Source organism: Moritella sp. 24, from assembly GCF_018219155.1.
In the GTDB taxonomy this organism is placed as follows: domain Bacteria; phylum Pseudomonadota; class Gammaproteobacteria; order Enterobacterales; family Moritellaceae; genus Moritella.
This window is the reverse complement of the sequence record NZ_CP056123.1, coordinates 2,898,641-2,921,841: the sequence shown is the minus strand read 5'-3', so window position 1 is coordinate 2,921,841 and position 23,201 is coordinate 2,898,641. Positions and strand designations below refer to the sequence as shown.

Annotated in this window: 20 protein-coding genes and 1 other RNA gene; 14 read left to right on the top strand and 7 right to left on the bottom strand. The window is 40.3% G+C overall.

Features of this window, described 5'->3' with window-relative positions; all coding sequences use genetic code 11:
- Positions 1–39: 39 nt before the first annotated feature.
- The 8 genes from menB to HWV00_RS12935 all read left to right on the top strand — a co-directional run bounded on the left by menB (position 40) and on the right by HWV00_RS12935 (position 7,641).
- Positions 40–906: a 1,4-dihydroxy-2-naphthoyl-CoA synthase gene (menB, locus tag HWV00_RS12970; protein ID WP_211681868.1), complete on the top strand. Its 867-nt coding sequence runs from the start codon at positions 40–42 to the stop codon at positions 904–906.
- A 21-nt stretch (positions 907–927) separates the two neighbouring features.
- Positions 928–2,082: an o-succinylbenzoate synthase gene (menC, locus tag HWV00_RS12965; RefSeq protein WP_211681866.1), complete on the top strand. Its 1,155-nt coding sequence runs from the start codon at positions 928–930 to the stop codon at positions 2,080–2,082.
- Positions 2,083–2,089: 7 nt separating this feature from the next.
- On the top strand, positions 2,090–3,571 hold the full coding sequence (gene menE, locus HWV00_RS12960; protein ID WP_211681864.1) for an o-succinylbenzoate--CoA ligase: 1,482 nt from the start codon (positions 2,090–2,092) through the stop codon (positions 3,569–3,571).
- Positions 3,572–3,734: 163 nt separating this feature from the next.
- Entirely contained in the window at positions 3,735–5,621 is a 1,887-nt protein-coding gene (locus HWV00_RS12955; protein ID WP_211681862.1) for a GGDEF and EAL domain-containing protein, read from the top strand.
- A gap of 141 nt (positions 5,622–5,762) precedes the next feature.
- Positions 5,763–5,859: signal recognition particle sRNA small type (gene ffs / locus HWV00_RS12950), an RNA gene on the top strand.
- Positions 5,860–6,173: 314 nt separating this feature from the next.
- Positions 6,174–6,506, top strand: coding sequence for a YnfA family protein (locus HWV00_RS12945; RefSeq protein ID WP_211681860.1), 333 nt, complete (start codon positions 6,174–6,176; stop codon positions 6,504–6,506).
- A gap of 189 nt (positions 6,507–6,695) precedes the next feature.
- Positions 6,696–7,049, top strand: coding sequence for a YkgJ family cysteine cluster protein (locus HWV00_RS12940; RefSeq protein WP_211681858.1), 354 nt, complete (start codon positions 6,696–6,698; stop codon positions 7,047–7,049).
- Positions 7,050–7,059: 10 nt separating this feature from the next.
- Positions 7,060–7,641, top strand: coding sequence for a DUF938 domain-containing protein (locus HWV00_RS12935; RefSeq protein ID WP_211681856.1), 582 nt, complete (start codon positions 7,060–7,062; stop codon positions 7,639–7,641).
- A 48-nt stretch (positions 7,642–7,689) separates the two neighbouring features.
- Here the strand turns inward: HWV00_RS12935 and HWV00_RS12930 are convergent, their stop codons facing one another.
- Both HWV00_RS12930 and HWV00_RS12925 read right to left on the bottom strand, forming a co-directional pair.
- The gene (locus HWV00_RS12930) at positions 7,690–8,397 is read right to left on the bottom strand and encodes a pirin family protein (RefSeq protein WP_211681854.1); all 708 of its coding nucleotides are present in this window, start codon (positions 8,395–8,397) and stop codon (positions 7,690–7,692) included.
- A gap of 27 nt (positions 8,398–8,424) precedes the next feature.
- Positions 8,425–8,871, bottom strand: a complete 447-nt coding sequence (locus HWV00_RS12925; RefSeq protein ID WP_211681852.1) for a DoxX family protein — start codon at positions 8,869–8,871, stop codon at positions 8,425–8,427.
- A gap of 129 nt (positions 8,872–9,000) precedes the next feature.
- Here HWV00_RS12925 and HWV00_RS12920 point away from each other — a divergent pair, with 129 nt between their 5' ends.
- Positions 9,001–9,903 carry a LysR substrate-binding domain-containing protein gene (locus tag HWV00_RS12920; RefSeq protein WP_211681850.1) on the top strand — a complete coding sequence of 301 codons (903 nt, stop codon included), beginning with the start codon at positions 9,001–9,003 and terminating at the stop codon, positions 9,901–9,903.
- A 20-nt stretch (positions 9,904–9,923) separates the two neighbouring features.
- Here HWV00_RS12920 and HWV00_RS12915 read toward each other — a convergent pair whose 3' ends face one another.
- The gene (locus HWV00_RS12915) at positions 9,924–12,341 is read right to left on the bottom strand and encodes a bifunctional diguanylate cyclase/phosphodiesterase (RefSeq protein WP_255554542.1); all 2,418 of its coding nucleotides are present in this window, start codon (positions 12,339–12,341) and stop codon (positions 9,924–9,926) included.
- Between the two features lie 9 nt (positions 12,342–12,350).
- A complete protein-coding gene (locus HWV00_RS12910; RefSeq protein ID WP_211681848.1) occupies positions 12,351–13,385 on the bottom strand; it encodes a PotD/PotF family extracellular solute-binding protein in 1,035 nt (344 codons plus the stop codon).
- A 235-nt stretch (positions 13,386–13,620) separates the two neighbouring features.
- On the opposite strand from HWV00_RS12910, the gene HWV00_RS12905 reads away from it, so the two are divergent.
- Both HWV00_RS12905 and torR read left to right on the top strand, forming a co-directional pair.
- Positions 13,621–14,235 carry a flavin reductase family protein gene (locus HWV00_RS12905; RefSeq protein ID WP_211681846.1) on the top strand — a complete coding sequence of 205 codons (615 nt, stop codon included), beginning with the start codon at positions 13,621–13,623 and terminating at the stop codon, positions 14,233–14,235.
- Between the two features lie 157 nt (positions 14,236–14,392).
- The gene (gene torR, locus HWV00_RS12900; RefSeq protein WP_211681844.1) at positions 14,393–15,130 is read left to right on the top strand and encodes a two-component system response regulator TorR; all 738 of its coding nucleotides are present in this window, start codon (positions 14,393–14,395) and stop codon (positions 15,128–15,130) included.
- Positions 15,131–15,200: 70 nt separating this feature from the next.
- On the opposite strand, the gene torT is transcribed toward torR, so the two are convergent.
- Positions 15,201–16,250 carry a TMAO reductase system periplasmic protein TorT gene (torT, locus tag HWV00_RS12895; protein ID WP_255554541.1) on the bottom strand — a complete coding sequence of 350 codons (1,050 nt, stop codon included), beginning with the start codon at positions 16,248–16,250 and terminating at the stop codon, positions 15,201–15,203.
- 127 nt (positions 16,251–16,377) lie between these two features.
- On the opposite strand from torT, the gene torS reads away from it, so the two are divergent.
- Both torS and HWV00_RS12885 read left to right on the top strand, forming a co-directional pair.
- Complete coding sequence (gene torS / locus HWV00_RS12890) at positions 16,378–19,296, top strand: TMAO reductase system sensor histidine kinase/response regulator TorS (protein WP_211681840.1); 2,919 nt, start codon at positions 16,378–16,380, stop codon at positions 19,294–19,296.
- Between the two features lie 508 nt (positions 19,297–19,804).
- Positions 19,805–20,275, top strand: a complete 471-nt coding sequence (locus HWV00_RS12885; protein WP_255554538.1) for a hypothetical protein — start codon at positions 19,805–19,807, stop codon at positions 20,273–20,275.
- A 330-nt stretch (positions 20,276–20,605) separates the two neighbouring features.
- Here HWV00_RS12885 and HWV00_RS12880 read toward each other — a convergent pair whose 3' ends face one another.
- Together HWV00_RS12880 and HWV00_RS12875 are read right to left on the bottom strand one after the other, a co-directional pair.
- Complete coding sequence (locus HWV00_RS12880) at positions 20,606–21,550, bottom strand: 3'(2'),5'-bisphosphate nucleotidase CysQ (RefSeq protein ID WP_211681838.1); 945 nt, start codon at positions 21,548–21,550, stop codon at positions 20,606–20,608.
- Entirely contained in the window at positions 21,547–22,623 is a 1,077-nt protein-coding gene (locus tag HWV00_RS12875; RefSeq protein ID WP_211681837.1) for a phosphotransferase, read from the bottom strand. The genes HWV00_RS12880 and HWV00_RS12875 overlap by 4 nt, the downstream gene beginning before the upstream one ends.
- Positions 22,624–22,785: 162 nt before the next feature.
- Here HWV00_RS12875 and HWV00_RS12870 point away from each other — a divergent pair, with 162 nt between their 5' ends.
- Complete coding sequence (locus tag HWV00_RS12870) at positions 22,786–23,181, top strand: hypothetical protein (RefSeq protein ID WP_211681835.1); 396 nt, start codon at positions 22,786–22,788, stop codon at positions 23,179–23,181.
- Positions 23,182–23,201: the final 20 nt, after the last annotated feature.

Genomic DNA, 23,201 nt, shown 5'->3' with positions numbered 1-23,201 from the left:
TTATAGCAGATTAAAAATTTTAATAGATTAGGAATTATTATGACAAGAACCGTTGGGATCACAGAAGCAGAACTATACGCACACGTTGAATGGCAAGACTGCACAGGCGAGTACCAAGATATTCAATTTCATAAGTCGTTAGATGGTATCGCTAAAATCACGATTGCACGTCCACAAGTGCGTAATGCGTTCCGCCCACAAACGGTACAAGAGATGATGCAGGCGTTGGCCGACGCACGTTATGACTCAAACGTGGGTGTTATCGTATTAACAGGCTTGGGCGAACACGCATTCTGCTCGGGTGGTGATCAAAGTATTCGTGGCGATTACGGCGGCTATAAAGATGATGAAGGTATGCATCATTTAAACGTATTGGATTTCCAACGTCAAATCCGTACTTGTCCAAAACCTGTTATTGCTGCGGTTGCTGGTTATGCCGTTGGTGGCGGTCATGTATTACACATGATGTGCGATTTAACGATTGCTGCTGACAACGCTCAATTTGGACAAACAGGCCCTAAAGTGGGTTCGTTCGACGGCGGTTGGGGTGCATCATACATGGCGCGTATTGTTGGTCAAAAGAAAGCGCGTGAAATCTGGTTCTTATGTCGTTTTTATGATGCTCAAGAAGCGGTTGATATGGGACTTGTTAATACGGTTGTGCCACTGGCTGAACTTGAACGTGAAACAGTACGTTGGTGTCGTGAAGTACTACAACACAGCCCTATGTCATTACGTTGTTTAAAAGCAGCATTAAATGCAGATTGTGATGGTCAAGCTGGTTTACAAGAATTAGCCGGTAACGCGACGATGATGTTCTACATGACAGAAGAAGGACAAGAAGGGCGTAATGCTTTTAATGAAAAACGCCGTCCTAACTTCGACAAATTCCCACGTAATCCATAATAAACAAGTGGAGCACTGTTAATGCAACGTAAGGTTAAACTGTACCATTATCAGTTACCTTTGGACTGCGCCATGATATTACGTGGCCAGTCTGTCAGTGTTCGTGAAGGTTGGATCATTCAACTGGAAGAAAGCACTGATTCGCAGGTGTCGTGCCAAAATAATCCAGTGACTCACATTGGGCGTGGTGAAATAGCCCCTTTACCTGGTTTTAGTATTGAGACAGCAGCGCAAGCAAAACAACAACTTGATAGTGTGATTAGACAGTGGCTAGAGCAGGGGACTGTAGAGCTTGACCTTTATTGTCCTTCTGTTGCATTTGGTTTTAGCATGGCCTTGTTGGAGTTAGAAGATGGATTACAGAAAGCTATTTATAGCAGCAATCGTCATCACCACTTTGCTAGTGCGTTATTATTGGCTGCTGATCACCGATTGATAAGTACTAAACATGCCCAGCTTGTAACAACCTCCTTATGTAAATTGAAAATAGCCTCGCAAGCGACACCTGAAGCTGCCATTCACGATGGTGAAATAGCGAGACAGTTATTACAAAAATACCCCAAATTACGTTTACGTTTAGATGCTAACCAACGCTGGGATTTAACGAGTGCGTTAGCGTTTGCTAACCAAGTCCCCCCCGAATTACGCCCACGTATTGATTTTATCGAAGAGCCTTGTGGACTAGTCTGTGAGTGTTTAGAGTTTTCGCATCAAACTGGTATTGCCATCGCGTGGGATGAAAGCTTGCGTGATGCTGACCAATGTAAACTTAGCGCTAATCCTAAGCGAGGGGGGATTGAATTGATTCGAGCTGCAAGTACTGGGTATGCAGATTTCGATGCTGCTAACGTGGCTGCTATTGTGATTAAACCTATGCTAACGGGCTGCTTATCTTATTGCGGTGAATTAATTAATCAAGCGCATAAGCAGGGGTTAACCGTTGTTATCAGTTCAAGTCTTGAATCAAGTTTTGGTTTATTACAACTTGCGCATTTATCGACGTGGTTAACACCGAATGCTACGCCCGGTTTAGATACCGTACATGTTTTCAAACATCAAATAGCAATGCCTTGGCCCGGGTGTGATTTACCTTTATTAGTGCTTACAACATTACCCTGTGCTGTCTATTCACAAAGCAGAACGCAGCATCGTATTGTGGAAGTCGAGCAAGGATAGAAACGGAATGGATAATATCGAGTGTAAGAATATACGTACTGACGCCACATTTGATTGTTGGCCTTGGCTATATTGGTCGCAACATAACCCAAATGGCATAGCCCTCGCATATGGTGAAAACGTATTTACTTGGCACCAATTAAACTCACGGGTTGATGAGTATGCAAACCAACTCAGTGAGCAAGGTTTACGACAAGACCATATCGTGGTCGCTATCAGTACTAATTGTCCCGATGTATTGTGGTTATATCTGGCTTGTTTACGACTTGGTGCCTGTTGTGTGGTATTAGACCCGAAGCAGGGTAGTGGGCAGTTAAACGATAAGCTTGATACATTAGCGGCTCGGTTTATTTGGCGAGCAGATCTTGAATCGGATACATTACATGAACTTGAATATGGAGATGCGGAGCAGTTAGTGTTTACTAGCGAATCTGCACCCTTAATGTCGACAGCGGATGAAGTGAAGGTTCAAGCGCATGATACTGAATGGCAAGGACAGCGTTTAGCCAGTGTGGTATTTACTTCGGGTTCGAGTGGTAAAGCAAAAGCGGTCGCACACTGTGCCAATAATCACCTTCATTCTGCAGCGGGTCTATTGGCTGTATTTAGTTATACAGCACAAGATAGCTGGTTGTTGTCGTTACCTTTATTTCATGTCTCTGGATTAGCAATTGTTTGGCGCTGGTTATTTGCTGGTGGCCAGATCGTATTATCCCTTGGTGAGAACTTTGTTGAGTTGCTATCACAGGTGACACATGCGTCTTTAGTACCGACACAACTGCGTCGATACCTTAATGACATCGCAATAAGTCGCCATCCTAGTCATCTTAAACGTATCTTGCTCGGTGGTGCTGTTATTCCTGTGGTATTAACAGATAAAGCAAAAGCGCTGGGTATCGATTGCTGGTCTGGTTATGGTATGACAGAAATGGCCTCGACAGTAACCGCAAAACAAGCAGATAGCAGTACGGGCGTTGGGACTGTATTAGCGCATCGCGAGCTGATGATTGATGATCAGCAAATTAAGGTACGGGGTGACTGTTTAGGCTTAGGTTATTATTATCGTGGCTCATTACGCTCTATGACTGATTGCCATGGTTGGTTAACGACTGGAGACTTAGGTAAAAAGGCGAGTGATAATTGTGTGAATAATGAACTGTTTATCTTAGGGCGTGTTGATAATATGTTTATTTCAGGCGGTGAAAATATTCATCCAGAACATATTGAACGTGCTTTACTTTCCCATCCATTAATCAACCAAGCCTTGGTTTTCCCATCTGAAGATTCTGATTTTGGCCAGCGTCCAATTGCTGTAATTGACTCTGTTGCGCAATTATCAACCAAAGAAATGAATAAATTCTTACAAAATAAGCTAGTTAAATTTATGTGGCCGATAAATTATTATCAGTTGCCAGACTCCATAAGTGTGAGTGGTATCAAACTTATTCGTTCATCCGTTCAACTATGGGTCACAAGTTTATCTAAATAGTTGAGCATATTAATTATTATGGTTGCATGTTAAAAAATCTGACTTGGTGTTCGCTTTGTTTTCTTGTAGTATATTGAATCTTCCTTATTCATCAGATGAATAGCGGCATGGTAATGAAAATTTACAGTGTCATTTAGAGCAGCGTAATTAACAGAGATGTAGCATGCTAAATATTAATACTCAGGTTATTGAGATCCCGGAACCCATGTTTCGTGGTTGGCAACAAACTGTAGAGTTGATCGCTGGCATTATGAATCTTCCAGCAGCATTAATTATGCGTGTTCATCATAATGATGTGCGAATATTTGCGTCAAATGAAACCGCTAATCCAGACTTACCGTCATTATCCAATTCTAAGCAATTAAGCTGCTATAGCGCTCAAGTTATTTATAACCGAGCTGAGTTGTTAATCGAAGATGCAACGCTTAATTCAACTTGGGTACCTGATGAAAATGTGAGTGCCGACATCATGGCTTATTATGGTCTACCGTTAATTTGGCCAAATGATCAGGCCTTTGGTACGCTGTGTGTATTAGATACACAGGCTCGTGAATTTAGCGAACATTGCAAATTATTGATCGCACGCTTTCAACAATCGATGAATGCGGATCTAACCATTCTCTATGAAAAATCAGAACTCATACACGAGAACCGTAAACTACAAAACTTACTTGCTAAAAAATCAATGGCACTGACGCTGTCTAATCAAGCGTTATTGCATGAACAAGATAGCCGCTCGGCATTAGAATCAACACTCGTTTATCAACAAGAATACGACACGCTTACGGGACTTGCGAACCAACTTTCATTGGTTAAGCAGATTGAAGGCATGTTGGAATACGTTGATGATGAAAACGAGCTCGCTGTTATTTATCTTGGTATCCGAAATTTCAAATCGATTAATAACAGTTATGGTTATGGCGTCGGTGACAAAGTGTTGTTGGAAGTGAGCCAGCGTATTCACCAGCAGTTAACCAGTGAATACTTGGTTGCACGCTGCTGGGGGGATGCGTTTTCTATTGTTGTTCGAGATGAAAATGTCGTTGAGCAAGCAATTGATTTAATTTCTCGTTTATCACAGGCCTTTGAAGCCACCTTTATTGTTGATGATTATGCGATTACGACTCAGGTTTGCTTTGGTATTGCATTAGCTGAGTCAGCCGAAGACAAGGGTATTGCGTTAGTTGAGCGTGCTGAAGCGGCGATGAGTGCAAGCAAAGATAAAGGGACATGTTATAACTTCTTTACTGAAGAGTTGAGTGCTGCGATTGGTGAGCGTCACTATTTAGAATCTCATTTAGCTGAAGCGCTCGATAAAAATGAAATGTCGGTACATTATCAGCCGATGATTTGTGTTAAAACGCGTCGAGTATTGGGAGCTGAGGCGTTAATACGTTGGCATAATCCAATACTTGGAGCGGTAGCGCCAGATCGATTTATTCATTTAGCTGAACAAAACGGCCAGATCTTAGCATTAGGTAATTTTGTATTACGTACTGCAATGGAACAGGCAACTCAATGGCGTCATAGCTTTGGTGCTGATTTTTGTATGGCTGTTAATATGTCGCCAGTGCAATTCCGTGATGATAACTTGGTTTCTCGTATTGCTCAGTTATTAAGTTATTACGGTTTACCCGGTAGTTCGCTCGAACTTGAAATTACCGAGGGCGTGTTGTTACAAGATGAACAGAAAGCGGCAAAAGCAATTGCTGGATTACAAAAACTGGGCGTTCGTATTTCGTTAGATGATTTTGGTACGGGTTATTCGTCATTAAGTTATTTACAGAAGTATTCGTTTGATACGCTCAAAATTGATCGTAGTTTTATTATGAATCTAATGGAGCGTGAGCAAGATAAAGAACTTGCACGAGCTATTATTGCCATGGCGAAGAAGCTTAATTTGCAAGTTGTTGCCGAAGGGGTGGAAACCGCAGAGCAAGATCAGTTCATTGCAGATGAAGGTTGTGATTATGGTCAGGGATATTTATACGGTAAACCTGTACCTGCAACTATGTTTATTGGTCAGTACCTTAGTAAAAAAGTAATTTAATCGCCCTTGTTTTGATCGACTTGGTTGGATTGTGTGCAATCGGTATTTATCGGTAATAAAACTACTATAAATAGTTGCAAAGAATCAGTGAATAGTTAATAATTCACTCGTTGTCAAGCACAACACATTTGATGGGTGCCTTATGGGTCCCTCCGCATTGATACTCTGTGAACTCGGCCAGGTCCGGAAGGAAGCAACCGCAGCAGAGAACTCAAGTGCCGGAGTGAGGCTTGTAGGGTATCCTTCAAAAGTGTTGTGCTTTTCGCGTTTCTGACGTTCAGCTTTTTCAAATCAATATCTTATCGTTCAATTTTCATTTCTATTTCAGCCCCTTTGTAGTTATAGTTCCGTATTATTAATAAAGCAAACCAGCTGCTTCGAGTCTTACTCATCACTTATGAGACAGAATTAATCGTTTACAGAACTATTCAGTTTCGAGGCGTTTCACTATATACATTTTAGGTATAATGCTCGGTACATAATTTCAGGTGGTTACTGTTAACCTATCTATTCGTAATGCATTACGCAATTTATCTCGATACGAGGAGTATCATGTTCGAATTAAAAACAATCGCTCTTTTTGTGATTACAGCGATCGCTGAAATAGTTGGCTGTTATTTACCTTATCTTTGGCTTAAACAAGATAAAAGTGTCTTACTTCTCATTCCTGCTGCGTTAAGTTTGGCGTTGTTTGCATGGCTGTTATCTTTGCATCCTGCGGCTGCTGGACGTGTGTATGCCGCGTATGGTGGTGTATATATTTTTGTTGCCATATTATGGCTTTGGATCGTTGATGGTATAAAGCCTAGTATGTGGGATATTGTAGGTGGTTCAATTGCATTAGTTGGTATGGCTATTATTATGTTCGCGCCAAGAAGTACATAGCGAAGCAATTAGCGTGACTATAATTAAATCGGAATGAAGTCGAAATGAAGTCGAAATGAAATACACGTGAGACAGAGTCTCGAATAATAAACTGCTATTGTACGCGCTAAGTTTAAAGATATTGTCAGTGTCATAGTGAATGGGAAATTGAGCTATAATGGGTTCGAACAACATAGAAGGTAACTATTAATGGAAAACAACCGAGATATAGTCAAGCGTTTACGTGGACGTATTCCGTCGTTTGAGTGTGTAAAGGGTTGCCACGATTGTTGCGGACCTGTCACGACCTCTTCAGAAGAAATGTCGCGCTTGCCAGTAAAAACTGATGCGGAACATGAGGCAGCATTAAAGGAATGGAATTGTGTACATCTAGGGCCTAAGGGCTGCACTGTATACGAGGAACGACCGCTGATATGCCGTGTGTTTGGTACAACGGCGGAGATGCCTTGCCCAAATGGCCGTCGTCCTGAAGTGATGATTGACTTGAGAACGGAGTATGAAATCCATGACTACATCGAGAACACACGACAAGTATTAGTGTGAGAGAGCCATTATGACAAAGTGTTTTAGTCCGTCTGTTGAACGAAATAAACATGTTATTAGCGAACAGCTTACGGTTTATTTTAAACAGAGTCAGGATGTTTTAGAAATTGGCTCGGGAACTGGGCAACATGCGATCCATTTCGCCCATAAAATGCCTCATCTAAACTGGCATACCAGCGATATGCCGGAAAACCATGCTAGCGTTAAGGCATGGATTTTAGAGTCTGGTTCAGAAAATATCACCAATCCAGTTAAGTTTACGGTCGGTCATGATTCCTGGCCTGATGTGAACGTCGATGCTGTCTTTACTGCAAACACGACCCATATTATGCAACCCGATGAAGCACAAGCAATGATGGAAATGGTGGCAAGTCACCTACCTAAAGGTGGTGTATTTTGTCAGTATGGCCCGATGATAGTGAATGGCGATTACACGAGTGATAGCAACCGAGAGTTCGATGATTCATTGAAGCAACGAGGTTTTGGCGGTATTCGTGATATTGAACAATTAGAATCATGGGCGAGGGGAATGACTCTGGTCACTAAAATACCGATGCCAGCAAATAATTTTTTACTGGTATGGAAGAAATAATATTGTTAGATAACCTCTGGCATTTTTGATACCAGAGGTTATGCCCAGTTAACGTGCATCAATAATGATTATCTCTGCATCTGACAGTGCTTTAATCACCATTTCTTTTTGTTTTGTCACCTCTGCACCATCGCCTTTTTTCATGTGAACAACCTGCTGATTAACGCTTATTTCAAACTCGCCTGTTGATGCTAAAACATAAGCTTGGTGGGTTATTGAATGAGTAAGTTGGGTACCTTGCTTCACCTTTCCCCCAAAGATGCGTGCATCTTGATTGATGAACAGTGCCTCCTCTTGTTCATCAGGATCGCCAGAGACTAATAAAGGTAACGCGTTTTCATTTGTGCTTTCAGGCCAAAATTTACTGTCCCACCGTGGTGTTACGTTATGCTTGTTAGGCTCGATCCAAATTTGAAATAGTGTTAATGGTCCTTTTGTTAAATTATATTCAGAATGCGTGATACCCGTTCCAGCACTCATTACTTGTACTTCGCCTGCCCGAGTTATGCCTTTATTACCTTGACTGTCTTTATGTGTGACTGCGCCAGAGCGAATAAAGGTAATTATTTCCATGTTCTTGTGTGGATGGGCTGGAAACCCGCCACCTGCTGCAATCCAATCATCATTAATCACTTTTAGCGTACCAAAGCCCATTCTTCTTGGATTGTAATAATTAGCAAAGCTAAAGTGATGATTAGCCTTTAGCCAACCGTGGTTTGCCTTGCCCATTTGTTGAAAAGGGTAATGTTTAATCATTGTTTTACTCTCCCAATGTATGACCAATTAGCTCAGCTTTTTAACGATGGTATTATCAATCGCGAGTTTACCGCTGCCTTGAAATACAAGTGCGATGGTGATTGCAAGTAGTGACAGGGCAAATTCATAACCGTTGTTACTCATAAATAAACCGTTATTGATATGGGTGCTGAAGATGGCAACCAGCATTGTTACCGCGAGTACAAATGCGGTTGGTCTTGTGAGTAAACCGATAATAAGTAAGATACCACCGAAAAATTCAGCACTGCCTGCCATAAGCGCCATTAAGTAGCCGGGTGCAAGGCCGATTGATTCCATCCATTGACCAGTACCTTCTAGGCCATAACCACCAAACCAAGCAAACAGCTTTTGGCCTCCGTGTGCAGCGAAAATGATACCGGCGATTAAACGTAGTGGTAATGCCGAAAAATTGTTGTCTGATGTTAAAATGTGCTTGATAGTTGTTGCGTTCATTTTAGTGCTCTTTTGTGTTTTTAAGTGTTTTCGAATGTGTAGCTATTGTATTTGCTTAACTGTTTTGGAATAACTGCTAAAATTCGTTTAGTATATTCAAAATATTTGAACAATCAGGGAGGGCGATAAATGTACAAATTACCGATAACGATAGAAGCGTTACTGGTGCTTGATGCCATTGATAATAGAGGTAGCTTTGCCGCTGCTGCCGAACAATTGAATAAAGTACCCTCGGCACTTTCGTACATAGTGCAAAAATTAGAAGAGCAATTGTCGGTTACGCTGTTTGTACGTCAGGGCAGGCGCTCTGTATTAACGCCTGCGGGTCGTCACTTACTGGATGAAGGCCGAAAAATACTCGGAGCAGTCAGTAAACTAACCGAGCAAACTCAAACCATATCTTATGGCTGGGAACCTAAGATTCGCATTGCTGTGGACTCTATTTTTAATGTACAGGAAGTGCTGGCGTCGTTAGGGCTGTTTTTAAATGAGCACCCTAATATTGAAATCGATCTGACTGAAGAGGTCATGAATGGCTCGTGGGAAGCATTAATTGAAGACCGCACTGATTTATTGGTTGGAGCTCCTGCGCCAGTGCCAAGTCAACAAGGCATAAGCACACTGCTATTAGGCCAATTTGAGCAAGCCTTTGTTGTACCGAAAGGACATGAATTAACGCGGTTTACTACGCTAATTAGTCATACTGATATTGAAGATTACCGCACTGTTATTGTTCATGACTCGTCTCTGACAGGGATCCCTTGGTCAAGTAGCATCATTGAACAAAGTCGACATTTTTTCGTGGGTAGCGTTGAACATAAAATTCAAGCGATTGTTGCTGGCATTGGTATAGGCTACTTGCCCAAACAACGTATTCAACCATTGCTTGATGATGGTTCGTTAGTTGAAGTGAAGCTTGTATCACCTCGTCAGTCATTTGATGTTTACCTTGCGTGGAAAACGGCGAATAAAGGGAAGGGGTTACAAACATTGAGAGAGATTATAGGCCAGCGTTATAATTCGGTAACATAAGTGAACTCCTAAGTTTTCGATTACCTCGCAGCACTGATATATGACTCAGGTGATTCACCATCCTGTTTTTCTGCTTGCCATAGTGCGACGAAATCTTCTTTCATTAAGGGCTTAGATAACAGAAATCCTTGGGCTTGATGACAACCTAATTGTCGAACATGTTCTAACTGTTCGCTTGTCTCAATTCCTTCTGCGACGACGTTTAGATTATACAGCTTGGCTATTTCAACAATAATATCGACTAACGGTTTGTCTTCATTATCACCAGAGTCAATGGCATTAATAAACATGCGGTCGACCTTTAGCGTATCAAGGGGGTAGTCAATCAGTTGGCTGAATGCTGTAAATCCGGTGCCGAAATCATCAAGAGATAGCATTACGCCTAAATTGTGGAGTTTTGACAGCATTTCAATACTGCGGTTATCACCAGGGACAAAGCATGTTTCTGTTATTTCGAGTTCGATGCGCTGTGGCGGAACATCATATAGCTTAAGTAACGAAGACACTTTATCAACAAAATCGGGGTTTTTAAGTTCCCAAGATGAGAAGTTAATGGCAAAAACACCAGTAAAGTTTAACTGTTTTATCCAGATAGAGAGCTGTTTAATTGCTGATTCGATGACCCAATAATCAATATCTTTGATTAAACCAGACTGTTCAGCAATGGGAATGAACTCTTCGGGACCGTAAGCTGCTAAGTCTTTTGACGATAGTCTGAGTAACACTTCGCATCCGTCGATTAACCCAGTGCTGCAATCATAAATAGGCATATAGACGAGGTAGAATTCATTGCGGCGTAATGCTGTTTTTAAGCTTTCGGTAATTTTTTCTTGGCGTTCAATTTGATAACTTAATTCTGATGTATAAAACTGGAAGTTACTTTGACGATGTTTCTTTGCAGAGTACATTGCAATATCTGCTTTTTTTAATATAGCTGAAATATCTGCTGCATCATCAGGGCAAATTGAAATGCCAATGCTGATCCCTATATCAAATACAGTCTCATCTAATTTAAAGCCATCATCGAATAACGAGATTAAGTTTCTCGCGACTTGTTCTACATCCTTCATGTCTGTTACCTTGGGTAATATCAATGTGAACTCATCACCTGATATACGTGAAAACTCAACATCATTCTCAATACCCAGTTCTTTTGCTCTATTAGTAAGGTAGTACTTTACCCGAACGGTAAATTCTTTTAATAACTGATCACCAATGTAATGGCCAAATCGATCATTCACGTGTTTAAAATTATCTAAATCGAAGTATAAAACAGCTATTTTTTGATTGTTTTCAATGCAATTGCTGACACGTGATTGTAGTGCCTTATTGAATTGAGCTCGATTAATTAGACCTGTCAAATGGTCGTACTTTGCCATCCCATCAAGTTCCATAATCAGATCAAGGTACTTGTTAGTGAGAATGGATATTTCATCATTTGTTTGAGAGCGTTCGATATTGATAGCGCCGCCTATTTCGGCTGTTTCAACTTGCTTAGTTAACCTGACGACGGGCGTTATGATTCTTTTGACAATTAATCCTTTAAGAAAGAAAAATGAAAATAATGTCACGGCGAGTACAATTGTGATGAATAAGATTTTATGTGGCTGATACAAGGTATTTAAATACGAATTAGGCAGCGAAATCATAATAGACCAAAGCTCATTCTCTAATTTGTGCCCATAATCAGGTTTCGGCAACATCGTGAGCTCGGTTTTTCCTTCCATGATTTGAGCGCTACCTGAAGACAACAGAGACAGATTTACCTCATCATTAAATACCGTATGTAAGGCACGTAAATATGTCTCTTTATGCTTAAGGCGCATTGTTATAATGGCTGTATAGATGACGTGACCTTGAGAAAATGATGACGTTGATATCGGTTGGTCAGGTGAGAAAGTGCGAATCAAAGTCAGTTCATCAAAACCATCAGCGGTGGTTCGATGTTCGTAAGTCACCGGCTTTATTTGAGAGAGGCCCTGTGTCTGTATACTTTTATTTATATAGGATAAATGTGTATTTAATGATTCAGAGTATTCAATAGATGAAAAAGGACTGATTACATCATAAAGAAATAACTCTTGTTTATCTGAATCAATTAAGCCAAAACTCGAGATATAACCATGGCGGAATTCGAGTTGCTTGATATTGCGAGTTAAGTTCTGATTTAAATAGTGGTTATTTTTACCGAAGCGAATGTTATTTAAATAAGATTGTGTGCTTGGGCTACCCAGAAAGATTTTACTGAGTAGGTCAAACTCATGAATGGCTTCATTTAGGTCTTCTGAAATGTACTTTAATTCATACTTTATCTTATCTGATAATGACGAAAGTATTTGAACCTTTTGACTATTGTAAGAAAAAATACCGCCAATAGAAAAGATAATTAACATAACAGGCAATAATATAAAGTTAATCTTAACGGATAGCTTCATCATTCCCCCACATTATTGATTAGAAAGCACATTTAAGATATTCCCTCTAATTTTCAATGCGTTGTAATCTAAGATCTGGTAGTTATAATATTTACTCGATGCGAATTCAGCGGGGAACAATTCTTCATCATTAATGTAATCCTCCGTTGCCCACTTTAATGCGTCTTTATTTGCCGTCGCAAACCAAATATCTTGCGCGTTTTTTGCGGCATTGGCTGGGTTGTTAATATATCGAAGAAACTCGATGGTCGATGGCTTCATGGGTTTTTCGGTGTGGGCAGACAAACATTCATGCCACACTAATGTTCCTTCCTCTGGGATGATGTATTCCCAATCGTCTTGACCTGTGGCAATTGAGATTTGCTCCTTTTCACCAGAATAAAAAACGGCCATGTCCATTTTTGATTGTTTACCTTTATCTAAGGCATAACCTAGACCGTTTCTGAATACGAGCAAATCACCAATGACACTTTGGAGTAATGTGAAAGCTTGTTTTAATTCGGCTTCATCCTTACTCATGGGGTTGTAACCCAGTGCCATCAACGCAATGGCTACCGTGTCGGTATCTTCGTCGGGAATAATGACACTACCAGGGTTTTCCTTGGCATAATCGAAAACATCCATCCATGACGTAATTGTTTTTTTTACTTTGGAGTTGCGAAAGCCAATGCCAATGGTGCCGTAAGCGTAGGGAATACCATAATCATGGCAAGCTTCTTCAGACTTATCTGTAAAGAGGGAGAGGTCATCCGATAGTGCGGTATCTAATTTACTGAGTATGCCTTGTTCTCCAAGTACACTTAATGTATATCCATCTAAAATGACTAAGTCATAGGCAGCGGCCTTTCCTGAGTACATGACCTCATCCCGTAGACTTTCATTTTCAAAATATATTTGATTCACAGTGTGATTCGTTTCTTCTTCGAAACGTTTAATCACTTCATCCGAGAAGTATTCTTCCCATGTGAATAATTGAATTTCATCTGCTTGAGCAGTTCTAAAAACGACACTCAGCAGCAATATTATTGGAAGGTAGATTGATTGCATATATCACATCTATTCGCTAATTGTGTACTGGCATGCTGTAGCGCTGCCAAATGTTACAGATTTGTTACTAGGTGATATAACTATAGGACACATTGCTTACTTTGGTGTAAATAACAAATCAGCGGGTTATTGTCATATTGTCGCGTTAAAGTCGGGACTAATTAAGCAATAAAGCCTAGGCTAATAAAGAGGTATATGTCACGATGGTATCTTGCTATGACAGGGAGTGAGTAATATGCAGTTAAACTTTTCAGATTTTTCATCGACTCAGCGTTATCACTTGATGACACAAACCATCATCCCAAGGCCTATCGCTTGGGCGTTGACTGATTCGGGTGATGCGAACTATAACTTAGCACCATTTTCTTATTTTACCGCCGTATCGAGTAACCCGGCGTTGCTAATGATATCCGTTGGTAAAAAGCCAAATGGTGACAACAAAGATACACTGACCAATATACTTAAAAACAAAAAAATGGTGATCCATATTGCGTCAGCCGATCAAGCCGAGGTGGTTACACAAACTGCGGCAACGTTAGCACACGGTGAATCTGAACTGACTAAATCAGGGCTAACCACCGTTGCATTTGATGGTTTTTCACTACCACGATTAGACCAATGCGATATTGCTTATGGTTGTGAGCTTTATGACATTAAAGAGTTGGGTGATGTGCCCCAAACGTTAATTTTTGTCGAAGTTAAGCAGCTTTATCTCAATGACAGTGTCGTAAGTAAAGATGATAAAGACCGAATGAACATTGCGGCAGATAAAGTTAAACCCCTTGCTCGTTTAGGGGGCGGGGAGTATGCATCCATTACCGCACCTTTTAGTATTCAACGGCCGAAGTGAATGATTCATTCATTTGGTATTATCGGGAGTTTGATACTACTCGCTGAACGCTTTAGAAGGTGGTATAAAGGACTGTAAGTTACATGAAATTGGTATATCTGGTGCGTTGACAGCCTATGCTATGCTGTTTCGCTAGTTAGTAGAGAGTTGTTAGGACATGAATTTGAAGAATAAGCATATTTTGGTTGTTGAAGATGAAGTAATAACCCGTGCTAAACTTGTTGGTTATTTTCAACATGAGGGCTATCAAGTTAGCGAGGCCACGAGTAAAGCCGAAATGAATATTGTATTAGATAATCATCATATCGACCTTGTCATACTCGATATCAATTTGCCTGATGAAGACGGCTTGATGATCACCCGAACCCTTCGTAGCCAATCAAATATCGGTATAATTTTAGTGACTGGGCGTACTGATGCGATTGATAAAATCGTGGGCTTAGAAATGGGCGCAGATGACTATGTCACCAAGCCTTTTGAGTTGCGTGAGTTATTAGTTCGAGTAAAGAACTTACTGTGGCGTATTTCATTAACGACACAAGCAAACAATGAATTAGACAACGCCATTAAAGGTGCTGCAAACGACGAACTATTTCATTTTGGTAATTGTACTTTTGATATATCTAAACGCAAACTGTGCCAAGATGGCGAGCAGATCAAGCTGACTAAAGCGGAATACGAAATGTTAGTGGCTTTCATTACGCATCCTGAACGTGTTTTATCTCGAGATAGATTACTTAATTTAATCGACCATCGGGTTGAAGCGCCTAACGATCGTACGATAGATGTGCTCGTACGTCGCTTGCGCAATAAGATAGAATCAGACCCTAAAAACCCCGCCTATTTTGTTACCGTTCATGGCGAAGGCTATTTGTTTGCAGCAGAGCTGTCATAAGTCATCTTTATAAACCGTGTATAGACATGCTGGGTTGCGCTGATAAAAATGATTCAAGGGTTAACAGACTTTAAGGATTTACAGAATAAATAGGCTTGAAGTTACTGGGTGATAATGATTGTGCTGTCGGAAATTGCGCTAGCAAATCTTTGGTGACAGTGAGTATTTCAGGCCCTTGATTCGATATATAGGTTTTAGTTAATAAGTAATCAACAGCCTGATCTATAGCCATTGCGCCCTGCAATACCATCTGGTCGGAATTGGCCATGAGGATCTTGCCACGTTTGATACCTCTGTATACACCATGGCTTAGATAATGACTGACAATTTGTGGTCGCTTGTTTTGTTCTAATTTCCCAAGTTCATTGATTGCCATCTCTGCCATTATCGCGTTTCCCGCAAGGTAGTCGAGTTCATTGTCTTTAAATTCGGCTAGTGTTTCGTTTATCAATGAAAATTGACGCATTTTATTATTAAGGCCGTGTTTAATTGAGACGATCTCAACGTCACTATTTATCAATGCGTCCTTTAGCCCCTGCGTTGCTTGTTCACTGCCACCTCCTGATTTAGGACCGGGAAGCCAAGCAAGTTTTAATTTGGTGTTACTCGTTGTTTTTGGATGCTTACGACTCAGGTATTGCCCTAGATTTTCACCCATCTGGTACCAAGATACACCGGTACTCGCGGTGAGACTCGGTGTTGATATTTCATTGACCAAACCAAACAAAGGTACAGTGTTGTTGAGTGTAGTGAGTTTGCTACTGAATTGATCATAGTAAATAGCACCGACTAATATCGCATCGGCTTGCCAGGTGAGGCACTGTTGAATTTGTGCCCATTGTTCGTGGCGATTTTGATAACCGCCTGCTTCTAGCACTTTTAATGATATACCTCTTTGTTTTGCGCGTTCAGTCATGCCAAAATTGATACTTAGCCAATATGAATCTTTGAGGTGGGGATAGACGGCACAAAGTCGCATCGTATCTTGAGGCTGAATACCTTGAGATTGAATACCTTGAGACTGAGCGCTACCTTTTGAACCGTTATCTGTTGCCCACGCGGGTAGACTGAATCGTAATGTAATGAACAGTAACGTAATGAATAAAAACAAAGATTTCATAATAGATTTCACAATAAATGTTACCACTGAATAAGTTATATTTGCTCGTAGCGGTTGTTTTGTCATCACCGCTATCTTTGTACTTGTTGTGTTTTTAATAGTAATAAAATAGTAATAGGAGAGTACAGTGCGATTTCGTCAAAGTATTGGGAACAAATTGCTGTTCGCGTTTAGCTTTGTTGCCAGCTTATTGGTGATTATCAGCACAGTATCTTGGTACAGTTTAAGCCTTATTGCTGATACGGGTGAGCAGATCACACAGCAAACCTTGCCAACCTTATCAAGCGCTCGCGGGTTAGCAAATATAAGTTTACAAATAACTAACCGAACTACCTTACTAAAAAATGCCACGAATGATACCGAACGCCAAAAGATTAATGCCGAACTGACTCAGTTAAACCTCGCCATTGGTAAACAATTTCAGGCCTTTGATATCTCAGATCTTGCCAACAGTAATATTCGTCACTTAGTCTCTCTGAAAATCAGTATTATCAACAATACTCGCCAGTTAAATGACAATGCTAAGCTACAGATAAAAGGACAACAGCAACGCCAAGCTTCGTTTCAACAGGTAACTGAGGGGGTGCATAATATTTTTCAATTATCACAATCTCAAGTCGCTAACGCGAGTACTTTTACACTCGTGAGGCTCGCAGGACTTTATGACCTAATTGAACAGAATACCGATAAACCTATTATCTATCAGGACATAGACCTTGTTATTGACGAAGATCTTAACTTATTAGATAAAATGACCGCACTGGAAAGATACAGTTTACAGTTGGGACAAATTGCGAACTTAATCATTAACACTTCGCAACCAACACAACTTATTATATTAGCGCAGCAAAAAGATGAACTCTTACACATAATTAATCAGCTGGTGGATTCAATCAAAGATCCTTATCGTTTAGAACTGGTCCAGTCTGCAATGTTAAGCTTGCATACCTTTAATGCACTCATTACTCAACAGCGTGAGTATCTTATACTAGAAGAAAAGCAGAGTCAGTTACATCTGCATATTTCAACGCAACTTAGCGAACTAAACCAAGGTATCCGCGTGCTCGTTGATGAGAAAACGCAGCAAGCACAGCAAACCAGTCAGGAACACCTGAAATTGCTGTCTTGGTCCCAGCGTATTCTTATTTTTGCTACCTTGTTGTCATTAATCGTGATTATTGGTGTGATGTGGAAAATTGTATATCAAGGTATCGTATTCAAACTATCGAAACATACCCAAGTGATTAAGAAGCTGGCAGAGGGCGATCTCGAAATTAATGTCGAACCTTCTGATGATTTCGAGTTGAAACAAATGGCATTGGCACTGGACGTTTTTCGTGACAACGCATTGAAAAAACAAAAACTTGAACAAGAGCAAATTAAAATTGAAAAAGAGTTACGTCTGCATAAAGAAAACTTAGAGCAACTCGTAAAACAAAGAACAGAAGAGTTAATGCAAATTAACAAAAAGCTGAATAATGAATCAATTGGTCATGCTATCGCAAAGAAACAGGCGGAAGATGCCAATAATGCCAAGTCGGTATTTCTTGCCAACATGAGCCATGAAATTCGAACCCCCATGAACGGTATGTTAGGGACATTAGAGCTGTTATCTGATACTTCGCTGTCAACAAAACAACAGGCGTATACTCAGACTATTCTTACCTCGGGTGAGAACCTGTTGGATATTCTGAATGACATTCTTGATTATTCCAAAATTGAAGCGGGGCATATTGAAGTGTCTAAATGCGCTGTTAATTTAGAGCAGTTGGGTAATAATGTTATCGAACTGATGCGTGCGAGGGCGGAGGGTAAGGGATTAGTGCTAACTTTCCAACTCGACGTTGCACGAGATACTTGGGTGTTTGCTGACTTAGGTAAGCTTCGCCAAATCATCCTTAATTTGGTGAATAACGCAATTAAGTTTACTCATTCCGGCAGTGTTTCACTTGTGATTTCTGAAGAGGAAGGGCAACTTCGTTTTAGTATTCACGACACGGGATGTGGCATTGCACAAGACAAACAAAAAGAGATCTTCGAAGCCTTTACCCAAGTGGCTAACTTAAGTAATACGGATGGCACGGGGTTAGGACTCGCTATTTGTCGACGCTTAGTATCCGCTATCCAAGGGTCGCTGTCGCTAACCAGTATTGAAGCGCAGGGCAGTTGTTTCTACTTTACTATTCCACTAGAAGTGGCATCGCAAACCTTGATTGATGAACAGTTGGCGATAGTGTCAACCGTGGTAGAAACGAAAACACGTTTTCGTATTCTCATTGTTGAAGACAACCAAATCAATCGAGATGTTGCATGTGAACTGGTTAAAAAACTAGGTCATGATGTTTATACCGCTTACGATGGTGCTTCCGCGATTAAGGTGTATGAACATCAGGATGTTGATTTAGCCTTATTGGATATTAACTTACCCGATATTGATGGGGTAGAACTGGCTGTAAAATTACGAGATATGGCCGAGCGTAAACAGCGACAATTAAAAACTATTGCGGTATCCGCACATGTATTTAAAGACGATATTACCAAGTTCATTGATTCAGGTTTCGATGGCTTTATTGCGAAGCCAGTTCAAATGAAACGCTTGAGAGGTTCTATTTCTAAGGTAATGGCGAATGTCGTGTGTACCGATGAGTATGCACAATCTGTTGTGATTAGTGATGATGAAGAAATAGTAACGTCGAAAGCGTCAGAGCCTGTGTTATTAGACACGTCAACACTTGAACAAGATCTTCAATATTTGGGGAAAGATAAGATAATTACGCTGGGATATCTATTTTGTGAGCAGGTTAAATCGGATTACAGTGACTTTGCTGCACTAAATGCTGAGGACCAAGAAAAGTTACTGCATAAATTAAAAGGGGCGGCTGTTGGTTTAGGACTAACCGCGTTGTACACTCTTTGTCAGCAATTTGAAGAATTATGTAAAATAAAAGCACTATCAGAGTCGCAATTAGCAGCATTAGACTTATTAATTCAAAACTCTGTCGATCAATTAAAACATTATATGCAGCAACTTTCTGAGCGTAAATAATTCAACGTATAAATTTGTGAGTCGTAAGTTATTGTTTTAAATGGTGGTTTACTTTCTGTGTTTAAGCTGTAAACAATGTTGTCGAATAAATAGCAATGACGCTGAGCATTCTATTCATAAGCTGTTCACATTTGAATTTTTCTATTCATATTGTGCGTTAATGTCATTCTTAATATTCTATTATTATATTACTCAAGAGATGCTATCTAGTATATGAATAGTTAGTACCTAAAAGTATGGGGATCCCTCTCTCCATACTAAGAATATTACAGTGATCCTCACGTCCTGTATTAAGAAAGAGGAAGTTCTTCAGCTTCCTCTTTCTTTCCCTTTTCTAAAATTATTCAATATAGTCTTACTTTATTTTTTATTAACAGCCTTATTAACACCTCTTTGTATAACTTTCATTACATCCTCTTACACAAAATTTTTGCTCTATATGTTATTAATTCTTCTTCTATAACACTTGCCCCTTATGGCTATGCTCATTTTCTAGCGGTTGATAATTATGACGATGAAGAAGTTTATTTTATGTGCCTTATGTTTGCTGAACCCACCTGTTTCTTTTGCTGAAAACCTTTGTCTAACTAATGAAAAAACGTCTTTTAGCTGTGGAGTCGGTTCAAAAAGCATCTCTGTGTGTTCAGCCAATGATCGCACTGTTATCTATCGTTTTGGAACAACAAGTAATGTTGAATTAGAGATTGAATCAGTCGTTCATTTTAGCCGTACTGGGTACAGTGGTGGAGGTGCGGGTCATTTAGTATTTCCAAACGGTAAATATAAATACATTGTGTATTCGAGGGGGATCAGTGGTGAATGGCGTGACGATGGCAGTCGAGAATATATTAAAACCGCAGGTGTGTATGTGGTTAAAAATGAACGTTTATTGGCTGATGTAGCGTGTAAACATTTTTCCGGTGATCGATTTATTGGTTATCTACCACCGTTTGAAGAAGAAGAGTTTGAGTATTACTAAGTGCCGATGAGTACGATTTATATTAGACACGACTTATATTAGACACGACTTATATTAGAGACAATTTATATTAGAGAGAATGATGAACAATAAAGACTATGCGCTTTGGATGCTAACACTGCTAATTTTAGCTATTGCTTGTGTTACTAGTACTGCTTTTTTCTATGTGCTTTGGTGGTTAATGTGGAATATTTTATTTAAGTTTAATCCAGTACTTTTGGATAACCTTATCATGATCTATTTCGCTGGGTTAGCGATTACGACGGTGTTTTTTATCGTAACCGTGTTTCTTTCAAGAATATACTATTACAAATTGAAAGGTTGGTTCAGCTATAAATTTACAGCCAAAATTTGATGCTTGAATCCACAGCTATATAACACGCCTCTGTGGTTCATATAATTAGAATCCACGCGGTTAAGATCTAAAGGCGCGCCTTGGTAATCACTGACGCGGCATAATGCTTCTGAAAATGAAGCTAAATACTGATGGGACAGTGCTTGGGTGATCGCAGCTGTTGCACTGAAATCCCACAAGCTACCACCACCGAGCTGTGGCTTGGGCAATTTCACATAACATGCTGGTGGATTTTCGAGTACGCTAATCGCATTCATGACAGCGCCGCAGTTTTTAATTACCTGTAATCTTAATCCTTGCTGTTCTGCTTGTTTTGTTAGTTTTTTAAGCACAGTCGGGTAGCGTAGATCTTGTTGAAAGCTGCGGTCAATATACACGCTAAATGTAGTATTATCTTGCTTACATAGCTCAGACAGTGGCTGAACAGGTCGCCAAATTTCACCGTTTTTTAATACTCTTGAGATGAGGGAGTCGGCATTAATCGCTTGATAAAGGTCACCTGTGCTTGGTTTATATACCACGCCAATGATAGGTTTACCTGAAATATCGACCAAAGCTATAGACACGGCAAAGCCATCGCCACCTTCAATAAAGGGCAGGGTACCATCGAGTGGATCTATGCACCAAAAATAGTTCTTATTAAAGCGGGCGTGAGTAGCAACATCTTCCTCGCTGGCGTTTTCCTCCGTTAAGATGGCAATATCATATTGTTCGATACTTGGCTGTAGTCTCTCCAAGATAATGGCTTGGCTATCTAAATCAACTTGCGTGACCACTTGTGCACTTAAACTCGAACCCGCTTGTTTACTCTGGACTCGTAATGCACGTCTATCAACATGATTAATAAACGTTCCTGCACTTAACGCAGCTTGCGTGGCGAGTTGTAGTAACTGTTCCAGTTGACAAATCGTGAGGGTCATTGTGTGAATTGACCTTGTTTGGGTGAATTTAATTGTGTTAATGCTTGTTGAGTCAGCGACTCTGTATAGTTGTTTATCTTCCAGTGAGTTGGGCTCCAGCCTTTCATGAAACGTTGGAAATCAGCCCAAGCGACACAATAAAGCGGTCGCCATTCCTCTTCTACGGCTTGCGGGCTAATTTGAGGCTGATGCTCGGACAGTGCTTGCTTTAATTGGTCAAAGTAATAATTCAGCAAAGCAGGAACGTCTTGTTCACAGTGTTGATAAGGTAAGCAACTACTCAGCAATAAGATCACATCTTTCATACCGCAGCCTTTGCCGACATATTGGAAATCAACCCCTGCAACTCGATTATTTGTGGTAGCGAAACAGAAATTAGCCAACTTAGCATCCCCGTGAATGAGGGTTTGAAACTGGCATTGTTGTAATGTTGTATCTATCTTTTCGGCAGTTTGTCGCAGTGGCACATCGGTTAGCTTTTCGAGTTCGTCGGGGCGAGTCGCTAGGTGCCAGTATCCGCCACATTCCCATAAGCCGTGAGGTTCTATCGCAAGGTGCTGGGCATGGAAATAAGCTAACCAAGAGAGACAAGATTCAATGTGTTGATGGCTGATGAGAGATGCACCTGTCATTGATTCGTGGTTAGCTTGCTTAGGCATAAAATTGATAGGTGTCGGTTCAAAACTGGTGAACGTCTGCTCAAACCCTAACGTGGCTAAATCTTCCATAATGAGTAATATCTCATCATTCTGTTCTTCAACATACAGGCATTTTGGTACAGGGCATTGCGGCAGGCAGTCATTTGCATACTGCTGATACCAGTGTAGTTCTACTTGATATGATTTCAATTTTCGTTGATGAGAGATAGGCGTATTCCAACCACGAGGATGCACTTTGGGTTGTGGTAATTTAATGTGCTTAACGATTACCGAGGTATGCTGACTACCGCTTAACGACGCTCGAAAAAGTTCGCCGTATCCGCCCCATAACGGTTGGATTAGCTGGGTACTGACAACATATTCAGCCATCATCGCGCTGGCCACGGCCTCTAAAACGTCTGTAGGTATACTCATATCTGGCTCATAAATGAAAATATGGCAACTAGTGTATAAAATCGTGTCGCAGATGGATATCGAAACCTGATATTAACCGACAGTTTAAAATATCCTTGAATATCTAATCAAACCGTTTATGATAATGAGAACTATTATCACAAACGGTTTTTAGAGCGTGCTATGAACTTATCGACATTCAATATTAAAAACATCTTAGGTGATGAAAGCGATCTTAAATATTATGAGCAACTTGGTCATGCTATTGAGCATGCGGAATCACCGCAGCGTCACGATATCTTTTTACCTTACTTCCAATTAAGTGATCAGATAGCTGTATTGCTTGATACAGAGCAGTCTTGGTCACTTTATTTAGCGCAACTTGCACTTCTTCTACGCTCAATAAAAAATGAGCTTATTCCTAATCATTGGCGCAGAGCTTGTTATGACGTATTGAATAAGCCGTTACTTTCACTACAGCGTTTAGCGACAACGACAGAAAAAAAACATCAACTAAATACCTACTATATGCAAATAAACAAACAAGTTACCGAGGTTTTTAACCTATATCCTTTTTAAATTATGTTAATCATACACTC

What these genes read in the sequence shown, in the direction of transcription:
- menB (WP_211681868.1), top strand. Translation starts at nt 40, where the DNA reads ATGACAAGAACCGTTGGGATCACAGAAGCAGAACTATACGCACACGTT.
- menC (WP_211681866.1), top strand. Translation starts at nt 928, where the DNA reads ATGCAACGTAAGGTTAAACTGTACCATTATCAGTTACCTTTGGACTGC.
- menE (WP_211681864.1), top strand. Translation starts at nt 2,090, where the DNA reads ATGGATAATATCGAGTGTAAGAATATACGTACTGACGCCACATTTGAT.
- HWV00_RS12955 (WP_211681862.1), top strand. Translation starts at nt 3,735, where the DNA reads ATGCTAAATATTAATACTCAGGTTATTGAGATCCCGGAACCCATGTTT.
- HWV00_RS12945 (WP_211681860.1), top strand. Translation starts at nt 6,174, where the DNA reads ATGTTCGAATTAAAAACAATCGCTCTTTTTGTGATTACAGCGATCGCT.
- HWV00_RS12940 (WP_211681858.1), top strand. Translation starts at nt 6,696, where the DNA reads ATGGAAAACAACCGAGATATAGTCAAGCGTTTACGTGGACGTATTCCG.
- HWV00_RS12935 (WP_211681856.1), top strand. Translation starts at nt 7,060, where the DNA reads ATGACAAAGTGTTTTAGTCCGTCTGTTGAACGAAATAAACATGTTATT.
- HWV00_RS12930 (WP_211681854.1), bottom strand. Translation starts at nt 8,397, where the DNA reads ATGATTAAACATTACCCTTTTCAACAAATGGGCAAGGCAAACCACGGT.
- HWV00_RS12925 (WP_211681852.1), bottom strand. Translation starts at nt 8,871, where the DNA reads ATGAACGCAACAACTATCAAGCACATTTTAACATCAGACAACAATTTT.
- HWV00_RS12920 (WP_211681850.1), top strand. Translation starts at nt 9,001, where the DNA reads ATGTACAAATTACCGATAACGATAGAAGCGTTACTGGTGCTTGATGCC.
- HWV00_RS12915 (WP_255554542.1), bottom strand. Translation starts at nt 12,341, where the DNA reads ATGATGAAGCTATCCGTTAAGATTAACTTTATATTATTGCCTGTTATG.
- HWV00_RS12910 (WP_211681848.1), bottom strand. Translation starts at nt 13,385, where the DNA reads ATGCAATCAATCTACCTTCCAATAATATTGCTGCTGAGTGTCGTTTTT.
- HWV00_RS12905 (WP_211681846.1), top strand. Translation starts at nt 13,621, where the DNA reads ATGCAGTTAAACTTTTCAGATTTTTCATCGACTCAGCGTTATCACTTG.
- torR (WP_211681844.1), top strand. Translation starts at nt 14,393, where the DNA reads ATGAATTTGAAGAATAAGCATATTTTGGTTGTTGAAGATGAAGTAATA.
- torT (WP_255554541.1), bottom strand. Translation starts at nt 16,250, where the DNA reads ATGAAATCTTTGTTTTTATTCATTACGTTACTGTTCATTACATTACGA.
- HWV00_RS12885 (WP_255554538.1), top strand. Translation starts at nt 19,805, where the DNA reads ATGACGATGAAGAAGTTTATTTTATGTGCCTTATGTTTGCTGAACCCA.
- HWV00_RS12880 (WP_211681838.1), bottom strand. Translation starts at nt 21,550, where the DNA reads ATGACCCTCACGATTTGTCAACTGGAACAGTTACTACAACTCGCCACG.
- HWV00_RS12875 (WP_211681837.1), bottom strand. Translation starts at nt 22,623, where the DNA reads ATGAGTATACCTACAGACGTTTTAGAGGCCGTGGCCAGCGCGATGATG.
- HWV00_RS12870 (WP_211681835.1), top strand. Translation starts at nt 22,786, where the DNA reads ATGAACTTATCGACATTCAATATTAAAAACATCTTAGGTGATGAAAGC.